The organism is Agarivorans sp. OAG1, from assembly GCF_037076485.1.
GTDB classification, from domain to species: Bacteria; Pseudomonadota; Gammaproteobacteria; order Enterobacterales; family Celerinatantimonadaceae; genus Agarivorans; species Agarivorans albus.
Genome location: NZ_AP028990.1, coordinates 3,152,512 through 3,171,886 on the forward strand (window position 1 = coordinate 3,152,512; position 19,375 = coordinate 3,171,886).

Here is a 19,375-nt window from a genome sequence, read left to right on the forward strand (position 1 = left end):
ATCACACTAAGTAAGTGGTCAGAAATAGCGCAAGAAAAATGCTCGAGAATAAGGCAGGATTTTTCGATAAGTAGTTATTCTACAATCAAAATTCTAACGCAGTTATCGAGCATTTTAACCAGTTAGAATGATCAGTTACTTGGTACGATTGGTATTATTCCGGCCAGTAAGGAGGCAAGCCAATGACAAAAGAACAAGCACGTTATCAGCTTGCCGACGAGTTAGGCGGTATAGAAATACTGAATGCCCGCTATCAACAGCAAAACTTTTCGCGACATAGTCACGAAGGCTACACCATTGGTGTGATTGAAAGTGGCGCGCAACAGTTTTACCGCACCGGTGGCAACCATATAGCCCCACAAGACAGTATTATCTTGGTGAACGCAGATGAAGTACATACTGGCTGCTCGGCCTCGGAAGGAGGCTGGTCTTATCAGGCCATGTACCCCACTCCTGAACAATTTGAACAACTCAGCCAAGACTTAGGTATTAAGCAACAAGGCGCTCCCTATTTTAGCCAAGCAGTGGTGCAAGACTCGGTGGTTGCTGGCTCTTTACGCGCTACCCTTGCATTACTGGCTAACTCTAATAATCGCTTACAACGTGAGAGTATGGTTTACGCGAGCTTGAGCTTACTGATGACTCGGCACGCTAAAACTCGCCCAACAACCACATCTACCTTTAATGAGCGCAATCACCTTAGTTTAGTGAAGCAGTTTTTGGATGAGCAGCCTCAAGCTAATGTCTCTCTCAGCGAACTGGCTAAGTTAGTGAATTTGAGCCCTTGTTATTTAGTGAAGCAGTTTGTAAAGCGCTACGGTCTTCCGCCACATGCTTACCAAATTCAAGCGAGATTACGCTTAGCTAAACAACTGTTGCGCCAAGGTAACAAGCAATTGGATGTCGCTTTAGATTGTGGCTTTCATGATCAAAGCCATTTCAGCCGCCACTTTAAACGCGCTTTGGGTGTTTCTCCTGGCCGTTATGCCAAGGAACTTGCAGCTTAGCTGCTGCCTGTCGCTTTACCCTCTCAAGGAAAATTGTGAACAGTACAGACTATATAAACCATCTAACTTGGTCTAATAAACTCACCGCATTTGCCAAAGGCACCTTAGCGGTATTACCGCTCACCATTGCCGTTGTACCTTGGGGAATATTAGCGGGCTCTTATGCAATGGAAGCAGGCCTTAGCCCTTTGCAAAGCCAAGCTATGTCGGCCATTTTATTCGCGGGTTCAGCCCAATTGGTAGCTACCGGCATGTTTAAGCTGGGAGCAGGCCTGTTAAGTATGCTGGTTACCACCATGCTAATTACTTCGCGCCACTTTCTGTACAGCATGGCTATGCGCCCAAAAATTAGTGGCTTACCGCTAAAGTGGCGCCTATTACTGGGTTATTTGCTTACCGATGAATTGTTTGCCATTGCCAATCAAGACAAAGCTGAACGCTTTGATCGCTGGTACGCATTAGGGGGCGGCTTAAGTTTTTATCTTGGTTGGAATATCGCTTCTGCGGTGGGCATTGTGGCTGGCGCAAATATCGAAAACCTAGACAGCTGGGGGCTAGACTTCGCCATTGCGGCTACTTTTATTGCCATTGTTGTGCCAAACATAAAACATGGCTCGGGCTTACTGTGTGTGCTTATCGCTTTAGTAAGTTCGGTAGCGTGTGAACTTTATGCAGTGCCTGGAGGCCTACTCATTTCGGCTCTGCTGGCAATGGGTTTAGCCACAGCTTACGCTAAGTGGCGCGGAGAAGAGCAATGATTTGGTTTACTATTTTAGCTATGGCCGCAATTGTGTTTGCCAGCCGTTACCTGTTCTTAGAGCCAAAAATTCCGCTTAGGTTGAACAAGACAACGTTGCAGTTTTTAAGCTACTCAGCCCCTGCAGTGCTAACGGCCATATTTGCTCCAATTGTATTTATTCGCGATCAACAATTGGCATTATCCTTAGACAATCCCTATCTGCTCGCCGCCGTGCTAGCTGCGCTATTAGCCTACTTCACCCGTAATGCTCTAATAACTACCGTGGTGAGTATGGCAGTGTTTTTCTTTATTCATTAACCACTAGCCAGTGGTAACCACTTTAAGATATCTACAAGTAGGTAGATCAAAGCATAATATAGCAACACTGTGTTAGTGTGCTGGCCTCCAACGCACATGTAAGTTTGGTGTTTTGCTGTGGCTAAATACCAAGGTGCTTTTTTGGCTGTTTACTTGGCATAGTTTGTAACATGCCCAGCTTACACATTTGCAGGCTAACACCTTGCAATGACTAAGCAGTCATCGCGCGTCAGTTGGGCTGAACACGCGAACTAACACAGAGTTTTTATGAATATCACTAGCAAGATAAACCCTCCTGTTTTTTATTCTTCTTTAGTTATAGCCTTGTCCATCGCACTATTTTCAGCAATGTTTCCAGATATTTCTGCAAGCAACTTTAACCAAATACAAACTTGGCTTAGCACCAATGTAAGTTGGATTTACGTGCTATCAGTCGCCATATTCCTAATATTTGTAGTGTGTGTGATGGTAAGTCGCTTAGGCGATATTAAACTTGGGCCAGACCATTCAGAACCCGATTACAGCAACTTATCGTGGTTTTCCATGCTGTTTTCTGCCGGTATGGGAATTGGCTTAATGTTCTTTGGCGTAGCCGAGCCAGTTATGCACTACATGTCACCGCCTTTAGGTGATGCCATGAGCATAGAAGCAGCCAAAGATGCCATGCGTATTAGCTTTTTCCATTGGGGCTTACACGCTTGGGGGGTATATGCAGTAGTTGCGCTATCGCTAGCTTACTTTAGCTATCGCCACAAATTGCCCTTGCTACCACGCTCAGCCCTTTACCCCTTAATTGGTGACAAGATCCATGGCCCTATTGGCCATGCTACCGACACCTTTGCAGTAGTGGGAACCATATTCGGCGTGGCTACTTCTCTAGGTTTTGGGGTACAGCAACTTAACGCGGGCCTTCATTACTTATTTGGCTTGCCACAAACTGAGTGGATTCAACTAGCCCTTGTGGTGATTGTTATTGCACTTGCTACAGTATCGGTGGTACTTGGTTTAAACGGCGGCATTAAGCGCCTTTCAAACCTAAATGTAATTTTGGCTTTAGTGCTAATGGTAGCTGTATTGCTATTTGGCCCAACTGAGTTATTACTGCAATCCTATGTGCAGAATACCGGCACCTACATGAGCGAGTTGGTAAGTAGCACCTTTAACCTTTACGCCTACGATAGAAAAGAAGATTGGATTGGCGGTTGGACCTTACTCTACTGGGGGTGGTGGGTATCTTGGTCGCCATTTGTGGGCACCTTTATTGCCCGCGTATCGCGGGGTCGTTCGATCCGTGAATTTATTGTTGGCGTATTGTTTATTCCAGCTGGCTTTACCTTCCTATGGATGACCATTTTTGGCAACACCGCAATACACATGATTGCCGGTGATGCCATGAGCTCACTAGCTGTGGCAGTTAATAACGATGTAGCAACGGCAATTTTTGTATTCTTTGAGCAACTGCCTTTATCGTCGGTACTATCACTGATTGCTGCTCTGCTAATTACCACATTTTTCATTACTTCTGCCGATTCTGGCGCTTTGGTTATTGATACCATCACGGCCGGCGGCGAGAGTAATACACCCTTGTGGCAACGTATTTTTTGGACCTCAATGATAGGTTTTATCGCCGCTGCACTACTGTTTGCAGGCGGCTTATCGGCACTACAAACCTTAACCATTGCTTCTGCTTTTCCATTTATGTTTGTATTGCTTTGCTTTTGTTATGGTTTGTTTAAAGCGCTTAAACACGACTACATGCTGCAAAACAGCGTGCAAACTCACAATACCTCGGTGCAGTTTTCTAAAGCCAACATATCTTGGAAAGAGCGCTTAGATGCTTTGCTGGTTCACCCTTTAAAGCCAGAAGCAGAAAGCTTTTTAAGCCAAGTAGCTCGCCCAGCACTCACTCAATTAGTGGAGCAATTCTCAGCCAATGGCTTAAGCGCCAAACTGATAGAAGACAGCGATAAAATTAGGCTAACGATTTACAAAGAAGAAGCTGAAAACTTCGCTTATGGGATCCGTTTACGCCACTTTGTGATGCCAAGTTATGCCGACGAACAACACAACAACTATTACCGAGCTGAGGTGTTTTTGTTGCAAGGCGGCCAGCAATACGATGTGTTTGGCTATACCGAAGACCAGATCATTGCCGACGTAATTAGCCAATACGAGCGCCACTTACATTTCTTGTATTTAGCCAGTTCAGAAATATTGGAAGAAGAGGCTAGCCCTATGCAACAGGCACAACAGCAAAACACCTAATCGCTTAAGCCTATAAACCTAACAGCCAGAGCTATACTCTGGCTGTTAGCCTAGTGTGTTTAGCTTTCTAACCAAGCCAACGCGCTTTGCTCGTCTTCAAATACCTGTACTTCACCTGCGATAAACCAATTACCCACTTTTGAAGCCCACTCTAACCACTGTTGATGGCCTAAAATAGCCACTCTTTCAAAATCCTGACCGTGTTTTAAGCCGAGTTTTAAGTCGTCCCACGCTGCCCTTAGCTCCCAACCCTCTAGCTCGCTAGCATCAAAAAAAGCGCGTATTTGCGGATGTTCAACCTCTGCTAAGGCTGATTCGAGGATCGGTGTAATGGTTTGATAGTCTTGATGAGTGAGTGTACCGCAGGCTTTAAACGAGACTAATAAGCGCGTTTCTACACGCTCGATGCCCACGGTAATGCCGTGTCTGCGAATCGTCATATTGAGTTCCTTGTTAGTCCAAACTTGCCTTACCAGTATGGTTGAGATTTGCCCACTCTCAAGCCTATATGAGCAGTTTTAGGGCCAATAAGCAGCGCTTCACTTGGCGATTGTATTTAGATAGCTTTGAATGCAAAATTCGCCTATGAAAAACAAAGACTTCGCAATCACTGTCGCTCTGCCTTCGCTGATTCATCGCATTGGTGGTGACAATACCAAACAAGCTAAACTGCTGGCATTGGAATCGGCTTGCCAGTTAAAACGAATACGCCGCTCTAGAAACTGGCAGCTAATCGGCGAAGCTTCTGCCCTTAGTGCTTTATCAACACATATTAAAAATCTAGAAAGTAACAATTTTACTTATTTACTCACTAAACTTGAGCTGCGTTTAGCAGCCTACCAAGAGCAAGTAGAACCTAAAAGCGAACGTCTCGCCCGATTAATAAAGGAAAAGCCTAATATCACCTTGGCGGAGCTACTTGAGCAAACCGATTGCTCATTAGCCGAAGCCCGGCTAGCCCGTTTTGATGCAGAGCTTTAAATAACAAAGCCACAGCATAACGCCGTGGCTTTTTAAGGTTTAAGCTAACCAGATTATTGCTTGGTTAGGGTGAATTTGTCAGCATTCCACTGCCAAGAACCTGCTTCTCCTACTCCCATAATACGAATAGTGTGTTGGCCTTCACTCAAGCTAATGTTGTTGCTCACCAAGTTACTCGCAAATACATCCCAAGAACCGGTATTGGTAATGGCTGAGCTGGCTTGTGACTCACCATCCACCCATACTTCAATGCCAGTATTAGCTAAGTTAGTACCCGCTTCAATGCTCATGCTATAAGTACCGGCTTGCTCAATAGCTACCAGATAATCGGCATAATCTCCGGCCTGATTAAAGTTAATCGCCGAGCCACCGTTAATAGCATATACCTGAAAACCATCGTAGCTGCCGCCAGTATCAGCAAAGCTTTCGGCTTCAACAGAAATAACTACCTCACCGGGTGTAGGGTCTGGGTTAGTAGAACCGTTGTCGGAATTAGGGGTAAATACCAGCTTGTCGGCATTCCATTGCCAAGCATTATCTGCCCCCACACTGATTAAGCGTAAGGCTTGCTCACCACCAGTGGCTACCACTAAATTGGCAGCAATCACACGGCTTTGGAAATTATCCCATCCACCGGTTGGGCTAATGCTGCTTACCGCAATAGACTCACCATTTAGTATTAGCTCTACGCCAGCATCATTCATCGGTGTAGCTGCGTACAAACTTACGCTATAGCTGCCTGCTGCAAGATTTACTGTGTAATCAGCATAATCACCGGTTTGGTTAAAGTTAATGCCTTGCCCACCGGCAATATCATAAACTTCAAAACCACCATTTGCCCCGCCAGTAGCAACAAAGCTTTGAGCTTGCAGCGTTACAGCTGTTGGGTCGGTGCTGCCGTCACCAGGATCGGTGCCGCCATCACCTGGGTCTGTGCCGCCGTTGCCTGGGTCTGTGCCGCCGTCGCCTGGGTCTGTACCACCGTCACCTGGGTCGGTGCCACCGTCGCCTGGATCAGTGCCGCCATCACCTGGGTCTGTGCCACCGTCGCCTGGGTCAGTGCCACCGTCACCTGGGTCTGTACCGCCGTCGCCGGGATCAACATCGCCTTCTAATACTTGAACAAAGTGGGCGCGCGCACCATTCCACTGCCAACCTGAGCTGCCCGAGCTCATAATCCGCACGGTATGCGTACCAGGCTCTACTTCGAAAGACCCAGCTAAATCGGTTCGTTTATTAACGTTCCAATTTCCAGAGGAAGCAATATCACCACTTAGCACCTCAACACCATCAATGAATATGGTAGCGCCGATGCCGCTGGCGATGTCGGTACCAGCAGAAATACCTGCCATGTAAGTGCCACCACTGCCAAAGTCTACATCAAAGAAGTCGCCATAATCGCCGCGGGTATTAAAGGTAACCACACCATTACCAACACCCCAGCCATAAACGTTATCGTTCTCTACTTCGTCCCCTTCTTTACCAGTAGCGCCATAGTTGACCAGCTCTAGGTCAAAACGCTTACCAATTTGCAGAATATCTGCGGTAACACTAATGGTTTGATTAGGAAGGTCTGCATGTGAACCCGTGAAGGTTACACTGCCTGCGGCTTTCGCACTAACCATGCCTGAGCGATTGATATCAGCAATACTAGGGTCGCTAGACAGCCAGTTCATTTGCTTGTCGGTAACGTTGCTTGGGGTAAACTGCGGCACCAATACATAAGGAATATCGCTTTGAATCTCGATATGGCTTTGCTTAGCGGCGATACCTTGCAGCGTTACCACTTCAGGTGAGCCACTTACCGGATTCCCCCACTTCTCGCGATAAGCTTCAGTGCCACCATATTCGGCTGCAACTCGGTTTTCACCGGGTTTACCATTTAGGCCATCACCGGTTTTGATGGTTGGGTCCATAAAGTAACGACCGCGCCAGTTTTGCTCTGTTTCATCGTTGGTCCATACCCTCACGTACTCAATTTGGTGAGCAAAATCGAGCTCATTTGCGCTAGGCATGCCAAACCAATCGGGCATGGTTTCGGTATCTAACAACAAATATAGTGGCGTGTGGTAGTAACGGTTTTTCATTGAACGAATCGGTTTACCGTCAAAGTACCAAATAATTTCTTCAGGCCCCCAGTAAAAACCGTACACATGGAAATCGTCTGCAAAATCAATGTCGGCTTTCCAGTGACCACCGTTTTGATAAGCGGTGTACTCGTTACCCTCTTCATTCACGTAAGACATTTCTTCGCCTTGGTGAATAAATACCCAAGAGTTCATGTTGTAGTAAGGTGCCCACTCTGAGCGACGACCCGACTGCTCGTAAACATCTAGCTCAAGCTTGCTTTTTACATGTCCGGGCTCATTAAACTGCGATAGGTACTCTTTATCTTCTAAGGTTTCGGCATATAACCAAAAGCCACTAGAGCCAATGCCTACTTTAGATTTAACTTCAAAGTAGCCATAACGAATAGGGTTTACGTTTTGAACGCTGGCCGAAGTCCAGCCGTAGTACCATTCGTTCCAAAATCCATGCGGAGTATAAGACTCATCATTGGCAATACTTAGGTGCAGTTTACCGCCTTCTTGCTTCACATTTTTAGGAGCAAAAACAGCAGGCGCTCGGCCTCCCCAAATATGGTTGTTAGGCAACCATTTGCCATTTTCTTTCCCCATCAAGTTGTATTCATTGAACTGCGGGCTATCAAACTCATCGCTGAGTTCTTCAACCATCGTCCAGCCACCTTGGTTAGCTAAATCAGATAATGGGTAGTTTTGATGTTCTGGGCTGGTGCGCTTAATTGCATCAGCTGGATCCCAAGGCGATAGGCCGTTCCCTGGCACTTGTTCGGGTTCTTCATAAGCTTCTTCTACTAGCTGGCCATCAACATCATAGTAGCTATCGGGGTATTGATGGAAAGAGCCTTCCCAAGGTGTATAAATTGCCTGTACCGGTGCACTGCTAAAAGCCAGTGCTAGCGCGCTCGACATAGCCAGTGCAATTGGCGACTTAGGCCATTGTGTAGACATGATTTTCGTCCTTAAATATCACCGCTTCTTTTATGCGGTATAAATGAATAGTGCACACTTACGCAGCACCGATTAGCTCACCCGAAAGTGAGATCAGTTAGCACTAAACCGGTAGCTCAATAGGTAGCCACCGAAGAACGATGTATTTAGGAAGAACTATGCAAGCTTGGTGAATATCCACCCAGATTGAAAAGCTAGTTGACCTGTTACTATGTTATTTTTATTTTACGCTGAGCTTAATAAACACCACTTGAAAGCGATATCAAATCACCAGCAGTGACCTTTTTACCAACAATTATTTATTTTATGAACAAAAATATTAATAAGATTTAGTAGAATAAAAATTCAAATATATTATTAAATTAGCAGTATATATATGATGAAAATATGAAGAGTCACTACTGAGCATACAAAACCCTAAGTGAAGACGCCCATCACATTTTACAAAGGTTTTGTTGCTCGCAAACCTGCACTCGAAGCCCTTACTAAAAAACGAGCTACTTTTTTAAAAGCTGAGCTAGTTGCAAATTCGGCCTGTTGTTAGCATCCATTTCCAGAAGATCATAAAACAATCCAATAACTTTTGTGGAGCTATATCATGCCAAGTACTTTCTATATTCCAGCAATAAACCTAATGGGTGCAGGCTGCCTTTCTGAAGCAGTTGTTAATATTAAAGCATCTGGTTTTAAGAGTGCGTTAATCGTTACCGATGAAGTTCTTAATAAGATAGGCATTGTAGGCAAAGTAGAAACCATGCTTGCTGATGCTGGCGTTTCTGCAGTGGTTTACGATCAAACCAAGCCAAACCCAACAATTACCAACGTTAATGAAGGTTTAGCGCTACTAAAGCAAGCCAACTGCGACTGCGTTATCTCTCTTGGCGGTGGTTCTCCACACGATTGCGCAAAAGGCATTGCACTGCTTGCGGCTAACGGCGGCGAAATCAAAGACTACGAAGGCGTAGACCAATCAGAAAAACCGCAGCTTCCGCTGATTGCGATCAATACTACAGCGGGCACCGCTTCAGAAATGACGCGTTTTTGTATCATTACTGATGAAGCCCGCTACATTAAGATGGCCATCGTTGATAAAAATGTAACCCCATTACTATCGGTAAATGACCCAGAATTAATGTTAGCAAAACCCGCTTCTTTAACAGCTGCAACCGGTATGGATGCCCTAACCCACGCTATTGAAGCCTATGTTTCAACTGCTGCTACTCCAGTAACTGACGCTGTTGCCATTAAAGCCATTGAAATGATTCAAGCTAACCTACGTACTGCAGTTGCAAACGGTAGTGATCTATCGGCACGTGACAACATGGCCTATGCGCAATTTATGGCAGGCATGGCATTTAACAATGCTTCTCTAGGCTATGTACACGCTATTGCTCACCAACTAGGTGGTTTTTACGACCTGCCACATGGTGTATGTAACGCTATTTTATTGCCACACGTTCAGCAATATAACGCGCAAGTAGTACCAGAGCGCCTTGCCGACGTAGCCAAAGCAATGGGCGTAGACATCGCTGAGCTAAGTGCCGAGCAAGCTGCAGAAGCAGGGCTTGAAGCGATTCGTCAATTATCAAAAGACGTAAACATACCAGCAGGACTTGAAGGTTTAGGCGTTAAGGCTGATGACTTTAAAGTACTGGCTGAGAACGCACTCAATGATGCTTGTGGTTTTACTAACCCTAAACAAGCTAGCCATAGTGAAATCGTAGAGATTCTTGCTTCAGCAATGTAACGCAAAATTAGCTTGATGCTTAGGCATCAGCAAAAACAATAAGCGGCGAATTTCTTGGTAACTTCGCCGCTTTTTAGGTTAATCCCCCACCCCATACTGCTACTTTACGCCCGCAATCTGGCTAGGATCAAAAAGCCAATTCAACGATCGGTATATATTTCGTACTCTATTAACCGAGGCAGACGCGAACTATGCACAGAATCAACAATTTTAGTCGGATCGCCGAACACGAATATGCGCTCTCAACAGATAGCCTAAACATGTTGTTTTATGCCTTGCCCAAACACTTTTCTGACCAGTACCGCTCTTACGATGCACCCCGTTTGTGTACAATTTTAGACGGAGAGAAAAAGGTGAGTGTGAACCAATCAGAGAATTTTGTTTACACAAAAGACCAGTTTATCCTCATTCCTCCACACGCTAGCGTACACATGACAATGCCAGAATCGACTAAAGCATTGGTATACGAGTTTGGCGATCAAATCATTGACTATGTGGGCCAAAGAGTCGCTGACAACCTGCAATTAGATCCTCCCCAACAATTTAGTGATTCGACCTTTGCACTTAGCGCTTACTCAGAAAGAACAGCGGTACTGCACCAGCGAATTCAAGAGATTTTGCAGGATAAGGATAAGAACATGCGTTTTCTTATCGACCTAACCTGCCAGGAAATGGTCTACGAGTTGATGAAACTTGAAAGCTGTAACGAGATTATTCAGCACCACAAAAACCATCCAATAAATATCGCTATTCGTATCTTTGGCTCTAATGATAACGCCGGTATATCGGTGTCACAGGTGGCCGAAGAAGTAGGAATGTCTTTGTCTAACTTCAGTCAAAAATTTAAGCAAACGACAAACTATACTCCGAAGGAGTATATGACTAAGCTGCGACTAAAAAGATCCAAGCTTCACCTTAAGAACATGTCGGTTACAGATACCGCTTTTGAAACAGGGTACGATAATATTTCACACTTCATCCGCCTGTTTAAAAAGGAATATGGTATGACCCCTAAACAATACCAATTAACAGGGAGAGACCACCATTAAGCACTCTGCTGAATATTAGAGCTTGAATGTAGAGGGTTAGCCAAACGCACCGGCCTAGAAGCTAACTTCCATTGCAATTACCCATTAGTAAAACATATTCCAAGATGGTGAGTGGGCAATACTGGAATGGAAAGATCCCATCGGTTTACGAGGATGCGGCTTCTTTCAATTTGAAAACGGCATAATCGTGTTACAACGCGGCTACTGGGACAAGCTTAGTTTTCTTAAAGCACATAAGCTTCCTATTCCTAGTGAGTAACGCTAAAACGCCTCGAGCTAAAGCACCATCTTTGTCTTAGCGCTCCGCTGTTAAGCAAGCTTATTAACCAAGCTGCTCCCACAATCTCTCTACTTGCTGCAAGGTATTTGCGTATGGCTGTTTTTCACAGCAGGCAAACCCAGCCAGCTGGCGAAGTTTAAATTTTGTAGACCACGGACTGGTCACCCCAGTTAAAAATCGACAGGCCATTATGGGGCTAAGCAGCGCTTGTTGGCTGGCACTTAAATGTTGTTTAAGCTCTTGTAAGTAATTAAACACTTGAGCATCGTCTAGCTGCTTAAGCGGCGCAGAATAACTCAACTTAGCCACTTGCCCGCGGCATACACTACAATGGCCACATTGTGCAGGCGCGTTGTGGTCATCAAAGTAATGCGCTAACTGGTAACTTAAGCAAGAATCTAGTTCAAAGAAACGAACCAACTGGGCAATCCGTTTAATCTCTTTAGTTTGCGTATCGTTGAAGTACTGGCTTAAACGGCTGGCAAGTTGAGGGTCGGCCAAACCCGCTGCGTTTACTTGATATACCTCGGTAGTCTTCTTGGTTTCTAACTCGATTAAGCCCTGCTCTGCCAAATACTCTAGGGCGGCCACTACTCTGGAGCGCTCTGCTTGATACTGCTGATACAGGCCATCAAAGTTAAGGCTTCCCCATATTTTTTTCATTTGGGTATGAGAGAAAATCGCTTCAATAAACTGTAAGCGTTCGCCAGAAAAGCGCGCTAGCACTGCGCTTTTGTCTACTAAGAACTTGTACTTAAAATCAGCATAATAGGCATATAAAGGCTTAATAAGACCTTGAATCTCTAATTGCACCAATAGCGTTTTAAGTGGCAGTTGGCGAATATTAGTAAGGCTAGACAGGCTGTTGATTTGCACTTCCCATTGCTCACCTTGAGATTCAGCCTGAATGTTTGCCAACAAGGCTTCTATGCCACTTTGCTCGGGCGTATCGCCGTATACAAAGTTCTCCACCGTGGTTAAACCGTCTAAATTCGCCAAGGTTAAACAGTGCGAAAGCTGACCATCGCGCCCTGCTCGGCCAATTTCTTGGCTATAGTTTTCGATAGACTTAGGCAAATCAAAATGCACTACAAAGCGAATGTCACTTTTATCTACTCCCATACCAAAAGCTATGGTGGCTACCACCACCTGCACCTTACCCGCCATAAAATCATCTTGCGTTTGCTGGCGTTGCTCATTGGCAAAACCTGCATGATAGGCAACTGCATTTATGCCTTGTTGCTGTAAAAAGCTTGCCACCTGTTCAGCGCTGTTTTGCAAAGTAACGTAAACGATGCCAGCACCCGTTTGTTGGCGAATAAATGCTAATAGCTGTTGCTGCTTATCGTTGCTACTGCAGGCTTGCACACTCAGATCTAAGTTGTTTCGATAAAAGCCTGTTTGCACGATGTCATCTTCTGCTATAGCGAAGCGCGCAGCCATATCGAGTTTTACTTTTTTGGTGGCCGTGGCGGTTAATAGCAGCACTAAAGGAATGTTAAGTTCTTGACGATATTGCGGCAGCTTTAAGTAGTCGGGGCGAAAGTTATGGCCCCACTCAGAGATACAGTGCGCCTCGTCTACCACCAACATAGACACAGCTACCGATTCAATAAACTGACGAAAACGCTCGTTTTTAAAACGCTCTACCGAGACCATTAATATTTTAGTTTTGCCGCTGCGCACCTCACTCATTACCTGCTTACTTTGTTCAGCAGTTAAGGTGGAATCTAAACTGGCTGCAGCAATGCCTTTAGCCTGTAAAAAAGCCAGCTGATCTTTAATCAAAGCCAATAACGGAGACACCACCAAAGTAAGATGCGGCAGTTGCAAGGCGGTAAATTGATAACATAGCGATTTACCCGACCCTGTGGGAAAAATCGCTAAACAAGAACGCTGAGCCAATAAGCGCTCCACCACCGGTGCTTGCCCTTGACGAAAACCGTCAAATCCAAAATGTTGTTTTAACTGAGCAGATAAATTTTGAGGCATGTAGGTAAGCTCTTAGTGGTTAAATAAATTAAACTATAGGGCGTGGTATAAGGCATGTGCAGCCAAGCCAATAAACACGCTGGCGGCAACACTAAGCAAAGTACCCAGCATTACATATTCGGTAAGTTTTCGGTCGCTATGATCTTTTAGGTCGCCAAAACGAAAAATCGATTTGGCGGTAACAATAAAGCCAATTGCGGCAAATTGATTGAGCAATACACAAGTGAGCACCAAGCTACGCTCAACCATGCCAATCGCCTGCCCAGCCATCGGTAAATTTTGCTTTGGCTGTTCAGTAAGTGGGCTCCAGCGCTGCAAGATTAAACCAAGCACCTTTGAACATGGCCCCCAAATAAGTAAATAAGCAAAAATAATTACTAATACTTTGGCCTGCATCGCTTGCTCGAAGAGCACACTCACTAGCGGCCAGGCTTGGCTTAACTCCACAACCAATAGCAACAATACTGCAAGCTGGGCTAGTTGCTGGCCAAGGTAATAACGGCTTCTATCGGGCAAGTAAGCACTTACCCCAGCAATTAACACACTGGCGATAAACAATGCCGCTATAGCTGCTAACAAAGGGCCAAGTGCTGATACAAACAACATGCTTATACCTGCAAACAACACCGTGATAAGCAGCGCGCGAAAATACAAACCACCAGCTGCAAACTTGCTTTGCTGAATGGCTTCTAGCCAAGAGTTTGGTAAACAATAAAACTCTAACAACAGATAAGCTAAGCCAATACTAAGAGCGAATTGCGCCAGTGTTTCCATAATAAAACTCTTCCATAAGTTGGATAAAAAACAGTTTATATTCTTCTAGCAATTGGTACTGAGACTGATTGAGCAACTTGGTAGCATTAACCCGTGAACTATTAAGTTGCGCCGCCAGTGCTGCGTGGCTTGGCTCAGTTAGCTGCCAGTATAACGACAAGGCTTGCGCTTGTTTAATGGTAAGTTCTTGCACTTGATGGTCGGCAAATTTGGTGAGCAATTCAATACGTTGCGTAAACTTAGTGTCGTTGCTAAATATTCCCAAATAGTGACGTTTAAGACTATCTAGCCCGCGCCCAGACAATACAAAGGCTTCACCATTTGAGCGTGACACAAATTCTGCCAAAGGATCTATCTCGCCAATACCAATTCCAATACGTGCATCAAAGGCTAAGTGTTTATCGCCAGACGCTTTTAAATCTAAACGAATTGCTAAGGCACATTCTAATGCTTGGCGTGGATCATTGAGCACCAGCTGAAAAGCATCACCGCGAAAAATTTCGTAGCGACATTGGTAGCGTTCGCTGGCTAAAGCCAAACTAGCACTTAATCGCTGCAAAATTTTTGCAAAATCTTGGCTGTTTAACTCACTAGAGCCAACTAAGTCCCCAGTAAGAACGGCTACCTGCTGCATAGTATTATCCTCTTCATTGAGAACAAAGTAACCCAAATTAGTTACTTTGTAAAATGTAACCCATATAAGTTACATAAAGCAAAGTAACTTGCTTATTACCCGCTAAGCACATCGACCAGCATTCAACAAACTTAAAGCCCATATAAATCATACAATTTTAGGTTTTTGTATAGGTGACAAAAGAGCCTTCAGCTCAAACTTAACCAGTAATCCAGCTCAAAAAGGCTAAAAACCCACCAAATAAGGCTAAAAATGGTAAACCTTGCTTTAGCTTAAAAAACAAGCAAAGCAACATTTAATTTCATATTTGTATGACTAGTTCACAAAATAACAACAATTGTATTATAAAAACACATTATTGCAGTGCATCGCTGATTTTTTCATCATCAACAAAGCTAACATCAAATTTCATAAACAAATCATCACGTTTATGAACACTGTTGGTCATTTACTTTTAAGCAGTTGGTAAGCCGTGGCCTGCAGAAGGCTGGGCAACTAAGGATAAACCCGCTCGTCTTAGTCTGCCTTAATGTAACTTCACAATAAGCAACAAGGTTTTAAAAATAAGGAAATGAGTAATGAAACCTATTGATAAATGCACTGATTCGAACAAGACACTCGTTAATGGTAAAGCACTAAAAAAATCACTTTGCTTTGTTGTTCTAGCGCTATCTTCTTCGTTGGCGACTGCTGCAACTTTCAACATGCAAAAGATGGAAACGGGCTACTCAATGGACGGTAACGGCGGCGCTGTTCAAGGACAGCAGCTTTACCTATGGACAACCAAAACCACCAATGTAAATCAAAACTGGGTACAAATTAGTCATGGAAGTGGTTACTACTCTTACAAGAAAGAGGGTACTAGCCTTTGTTGGGATGGTGGAACGGGTGGTGCTAAGCGTCAAGCCGTTACCCTAGAGGTATGTGATTCCAGCAACTACGACCAACACTGGAAGAAAGTTAAAGTAACCAGTGGCACCGAGATCTACCGTTTTGAAAAACGCAATGCACCAGGCTTTTCTATCGATGGCAATGGAGGCGCCGCACTGCGCCAATCACTCTACCTTTGGACATCAAGCAGCGGCAACATTAACCAGCAATGGGAGCTAACCAGAACCGATGATACATCTGGCGGCGGTTCAGGTGGCGGTAGCGGCGGCGGTGACCACAATCTTGATGCGTCTAAAGCACCTTCTGGCAATTTTGATCTATTGGACTGGTACCTAAGCATTCCTGTAGATGAAGGCGACGGTTACGCCACTTCAATTAAAGAAGTAGAGCTAGCGGCAAGTTACGAAGATAGCTACTTCTACACCGGTAGCGACGGCGGTATGGTGTTTTACACGCCAGTTAAAGGGGTAACAACCTCTAGTGGTACCAAATATGTACGCACCGAATTACGCGAAATGCTACGCCGCGGAGATACCTCGTATTCAACTAGCGGTAAAGACAACAACTGGGCATTTTCAAGCATACCAAGCAGCAGCCAAAGCGCCTTTGGCGGCATCGACGGTGTACTAGACGCCACCCTTGCGGTAAATCACGTCACCACAACAAGCTCAAACAATGAGCAAGTGGGCCGAATTGTAATTGGGCAAATTCATGCAGAAGGGAACGAACCTATCCGCCTTTACTACCACAAACTACCGGGTAACAGTAATGGCGCTATTTACTTTGCCCACGAAACGTCGAAATCAGACGGTGGTAACGAAACGTGGTACAACCTACTAGGCAGCATGGTGAGTTCAAACGGTGATTTAAACAGCACCTCTAACCCATCAAGCGGTATCGCCTTGAACGAAGAGTTCTCTTATACCATTACGGTGAATGGCGACTCACTTACTGCCAAGATCAGCCAAAATGGCAGCCAACTCGCCAGCAAAACTATCAACATGTCTGGCAGTGGTTACGATGATTCCAGCAACTACATGTACTTTAAAGCCGGTATCTACCTGCAAGACAACAGCAGTAACGATAGCGACTACGCAAAAGTAACGTTCTACAAATTGACCAATACTCACGATAACTACAACCCATAAGTTGAGCTTTCAGAGTATCTAACAAGCAGACAAAGGCCGCTAGTTAAGCGGCCTTTTTAGTATTAGAGTCTTTTTTCGAAGGACAATAAAGTTGGAAAAACTTAATTTTTCTTCAATGTTTTTGTCTCAAAGCTAGTTAAGATGTTGCTGTTTTCCCTTGGCCGTTGTGCCGAATTTCGCCTCTCGGCGACGTCATTAAGCTTTAACGAGCAAAGCTTAGCTAAGCAAAAAGAAAACTCGCCCTGCATCTTCTTAGATCCTCCGTTGCGCATTCACAAGGGAGTTGAAGTAACTCGCTACACTCAAACAGACTTCAACTCTGCTCCCTTGTTTATTTGCGCTACTCGGCGAAGATGATGGGATTGAAAAGCACAATCTTGGCTATCGAGTGTGTGAAACATTTTGCCCCGTTACGTGTTACCGCTCCCTCAAAATTACTATTAGTAAACTTATGTACCTTTAATCTCTCTACTTTTGTGGACAAAGCACTGTGAATATACACATGTAAATTGTGATTCCTTCTTTCCACAAAGGCTTGCATTCTTTATTGCTGATGCTTTTGTTATTTTTCGAGCTAGGTGGCTGATGCAGCTTAGGAAAGGTGATAACCTTGGTTATATCAAATGTATGATAAGAGGAAAAGTTCCTTGTTTAAACAAGGAATTTTTCCTCTTAATAAACTGTTATGTGGTACGAGGTGATTCATGCAAAATGGCTTAATAAATATATCTCCAGAAAAAGAAGATTGGTTTGCTACTCCCCGTAGCAATGGCATGAAATTGCTACGGAATTATGCATCTACTGATGTGGTTACACCAGAGAACTTAGATATAGCTTTTAACAACTGGTCTGAGTCCGCAAGTGATAAAAAACCGCCAGAAATTGTTGTAGGCTATGGATTGGGAGTCTTGTTTGGTGACTATATGCTCAAACAGGCGGGTGGTAAGTGGATGGCAGCTACAGATGATCAAGACTTTGAGCTGGCAGTACTGTTCGACAATGGAGCTGTTGCTTATCCAATTGATAGTGTGTGGAAAAGGATGCCAAAGAATGCTGATGAAATTGCGTTCTTTGAACCTATATGGAACGTAATCACTCGTGAACTATCCACATAACAAACCAACCCACGCGGACGGATTTTCGCAGGCTTTCGTTGTTCCGCTCTTAGTTTAACCTGCTCAATCCGCCCATGGTTGGGACGTTATGTTTATCCTCATGGGAGGCAAATTTGGTACGTAAAACAGTAATCAATGAGTTTCACCTTTTTGAGATAAATATAAAGGGTACGCTTAGCTATTTGTTGCTAAAAAACACTACGATTGACCCTCGTTCAATTCAAGAAGATGTTTTTAGTCAGCATTCAAAATTAGCACGACAGCAAGTGGATGTATTGCTTAAATTTCATTTATCCTCTCTCGGAGGATCACCTCAAAAAGTGAGTAAAATTGGAAGCATGGAAGTGTTTCCAATAGGGGAAGAGCTATATTTTGATCTAAAAAAACAAAAGCTTGAGGTCAAACTCATACGTTACTCGAATAATAGCTCTCTGATTCTAGGTACTGCTGAGAGTGACGAAGCGTTTTTAGAGGCTTATTTTGATGATATTGACGATTATGGTGAGGGTTATAGCTCGATAGTCGAAACATACATTGTTCATTTTATGCCAAGTGTAAACTATAGGCACCTGAGTGATATCGATAAGACTTTCGCTAATTGTACGGTATATGACTATGAAACAAAGTCTTGGGTAGCACCAAGGTAAACAAAAATAACAAAGCATTTAAGAGTGATTCGCAACGCTTGCCATTTTCGCTTCGCTCAAGTTTAGCCAAACGATGCTCACACCTTAACGCGGCGTTAGGGCCACAAGATATGTCAACTGAATACGAAAAATACATGGACGCTGTGTTCTGGATAGACGAAACAACGTCAGGTCTTGTTATACCTGCCGATGAAAGGTCGTTGTTGGCTTCTGGCTGTTTTGATGTGGCTCTAGAGCATCAGGCAGCAATTGGTCTGTTGTACTCATCTCAGCTATATGGTTCTGTCATGTCGATTTTGAGAGTACTAACAGAGTCAGTCGTAAGAGGGTTATGGATCCTGTACTGTGCTAGAGACATAGAATTGAAGAAGTTTAAGAAGGGAAAAATAGATAAATCCTTTGGTACATTGGTGTCGGAGTACGAAAGTAAGATTGATGACAAAGATTTTGTTCTCTCTAAGTTCAAAGGTGTCGCTTGGAAGTCAATGAATGATTTTACTCATACCGGCTTTATGCAGGTCAGTCGCAGGCATCTACCAGGAAAAATTTCAGCTGACTACGATGCAACAGAACTAAATCATGCATTGGGCGTTGCCGGAGCCCTTGGATTTATCGCAGCTGGGCAGTTAGTCGGTATGGCTGGGCGAGCAGACTTAACTCAGCCATTCTTGGATAAAATGCAGGATTATGGCAATGTTCAGCCCTAACAAGCCAATTCAGCCGATCGCTGACGCTCCGGCTGATTGAAGCGTTATG

At 44.4% G+C, this 19,375-nt stretch carries 17 protein-coding genes; 12 read left to right on the forward strand and 5 right to left on the reverse strand.

Features of this window, described 5'->3' with window-relative positions; all coding sequences use genetic code 11:
• The first annotated feature begins 182 nt into the window (after positions 1 to 182).
• The 4 genes from OAG1_RS14325 (at position 183) to OAG1_RS14340 (ending at position 4,329) form a co-directional block, all read left to right on the forward strand.
• Positions 183 to 1,007, forward strand: coding sequence for an AraC family transcriptional regulator (locus tag OAG1_RS14325; protein WP_016402802.1), 825 nt, complete (start codon positions 183 to 185; stop codon positions 1,005 to 1,007).
• Positions 1,008 to 1,042: 35 nt separating this feature from the next.
• Positions 1,043 to 1,765, forward strand: coding sequence for an AzlC family ABC transporter permease (locus OAG1_RS14330; RefSeq protein ID WP_338621763.1), 723 nt, complete (start codon positions 1,043 to 1,045; stop codon positions 1,763 to 1,765).
• Positions 1,762 to 2,064, forward strand: a complete 303-nt coding sequence (locus OAG1_RS14335; RefSeq protein WP_338621764.1) for an AzlD domain-containing protein — start codon at positions 1,762 to 1,764, stop codon at positions 2,062 to 2,064. Before OAG1_RS14330 ends, OAG1_RS14335 begins: the two co-directional genes overlap by 4 nt.
• A 267-nt stretch (positions 2,065 to 2,331) precedes the next feature.
• A complete protein-coding gene (locus tag OAG1_RS14340; RefSeq protein ID WP_016402799.1) occupies positions 2,332 to 4,329 on the forward strand; it encodes a BCCT family transporter in 1,998 nt (665 codons plus the stop codon).
• A 59-nt stretch (positions 4,330 to 4,388) separates the two neighbouring features.
• Here the strand turns inward: OAG1_RS14340 and OAG1_RS14345 are convergent, their stop codons facing one another.
• Positions 4,389 to 4,769, reverse strand: coding sequence for an STAS/SEC14 domain-containing protein (locus OAG1_RS14345; RefSeq protein WP_338621765.1), 381 nt, complete (start codon positions 4,767 to 4,769; stop codon positions 4,389 to 4,391).
• A gap of 130 nt (positions 4,770 to 4,899) precedes the next feature.
• Here OAG1_RS14345 and OAG1_RS14350 point away from each other — a divergent pair, with 130 nt between their 5' ends.
• A complete protein-coding gene (locus tag OAG1_RS14350) occupies positions 4,900 to 5,310 on the forward strand; it encodes a ribosome recycling factor family protein (RefSeq protein WP_338621766.1) in 411 nt (136 codons plus the stop codon).
• A 53-nt stretch (positions 5,311 to 5,363) separates the two neighbouring features.
• Here the strand turns inward: OAG1_RS14350 and OAG1_RS14355 are convergent, their stop codons facing one another.
• Positions 5,364 to 8,342 (reverse strand): carbohydrate-binding protein, encoded by a 2,979-nt coding sequence (locus tag OAG1_RS14355; RefSeq protein WP_338621767.1) that lies wholly within the window; start codon positions 8,340 to 8,342, stop codon positions 5,364 to 5,366.
• 598 nt (positions 8,343 to 8,940) lie between these two features.
• Between OAG1_RS14355 and yiaY the strand changes: the two genes are divergently transcribed.
• Complete coding sequence (gene yiaY, locus OAG1_RS14360; RefSeq protein WP_152779442.1) at positions 8,941 to 10,089, forward strand: L-threonine dehydrogenase; 1,149 nt, start codon at positions 8,941 to 8,943, stop codon at positions 10,087 to 10,089.
• A 191-nt stretch (positions 10,090 to 10,280) separates the two neighbouring features.
• Positions 10,281 to 11,138 carry a helix-turn-helix transcriptional regulator gene (locus OAG1_RS14365; RefSeq protein WP_338621768.1) on the forward strand — a complete coding sequence of 286 codons (858 nt, stop codon included), beginning with the start codon at positions 10,281 to 10,283 and terminating at the stop codon, positions 11,136 to 11,138.
• A gap of 322 nt (positions 11,139 to 11,460) precedes the next feature.
• Here the strand turns inward: OAG1_RS14365 and OAG1_RS14370 are convergent, their stop codons facing one another.
• From OAG1_RS14370 to OAG1_RS14380, 3 genes are read right to left on the reverse strand one after another with little or no spacing between them, the layout of a single operon-like run.
• A complete protein-coding gene (locus OAG1_RS14370) occupies positions 11,461 to 13,410 on the reverse strand; it encodes a RecQ family ATP-dependent DNA helicase (protein WP_338621769.1) in 1,950 nt (649 codons plus the stop codon).
• Positions 13,411 to 13,443: 33 nt separating this feature from the next.
• Positions 13,444 to 14,184, reverse strand: coding sequence for a hypothetical protein (locus OAG1_RS14375; protein WP_338621770.1), 741 nt, complete (start codon positions 14,182 to 14,184; stop codon positions 13,444 to 13,446).
• Positions 14,156 to 14,818 carry a hypothetical protein gene (locus OAG1_RS14380; RefSeq protein WP_338621771.1) on the reverse strand — a complete coding sequence of 221 codons (663 nt, stop codon included), beginning with the start codon at positions 14,816 to 14,818 and terminating at the stop codon, positions 14,156 to 14,158. The genes OAG1_RS14375 and OAG1_RS14380 overlap by 29 nt, the downstream gene beginning before the upstream one ends.
• Positions 14,819 to 15,396: 578 nt before the next feature.
• Here OAG1_RS14380 and OAG1_RS14385 point away from each other — a divergent pair.
• The 5 genes from OAG1_RS14385 to OAG1_RS14405 all read left to right on the forward strand — a co-directional run bounded on the left by OAG1_RS14385 (position 15,397) and on the right by OAG1_RS14405 (position 19,326).
• Positions 15,397 to 16,857: a polysaccharide lyase family 7 protein gene (locus OAG1_RS14385; protein WP_338621772.1), complete on the forward strand. Its 1,461-nt coding sequence runs from the start codon at positions 15,397 to 15,399 to the stop codon at positions 16,855 to 16,857.
• Positions 16,858 to 16,998: 141 nt separating this feature from the next.
• The gene (locus OAG1_RS14390) at positions 16,999 to 17,214 is read left to right on the forward strand and encodes a hypothetical protein (RefSeq protein ID WP_338621773.1); all 216 of its coding nucleotides are present in this window, start codon (positions 16,999 to 17,001) and stop codon (positions 17,212 to 17,214) included.
• 347 nt (positions 17,215 to 17,561) lie between these two features.
• Positions 17,562 to 17,972, forward strand: coding sequence for a DUF3806 domain-containing protein (locus OAG1_RS14395; RefSeq protein ID WP_338621774.1), 411 nt, complete (start codon positions 17,562 to 17,564; stop codon positions 17,970 to 17,972).
• A gap of 113 nt (positions 17,973 to 18,085) precedes the next feature.
• Positions 18,086 to 18,619 carry a hypothetical protein gene (locus OAG1_RS14400; protein ID WP_338621775.1) on the forward strand — a complete coding sequence of 178 codons (534 nt, stop codon included), beginning with the start codon at positions 18,086 to 18,088 and terminating at the stop codon, positions 18,617 to 18,619.
• A 110-nt stretch (positions 18,620 to 18,729) separates the two neighbouring features.
• Positions 18,730 to 19,326, forward strand: a complete 597-nt coding sequence (locus OAG1_RS14405; RefSeq protein ID WP_338621776.1) for a hypothetical protein — start codon at positions 18,730 to 18,732, stop codon at positions 19,324 to 19,326.
• Positions 19,327 to 19,375 lie beyond the last annotated feature (49 nt).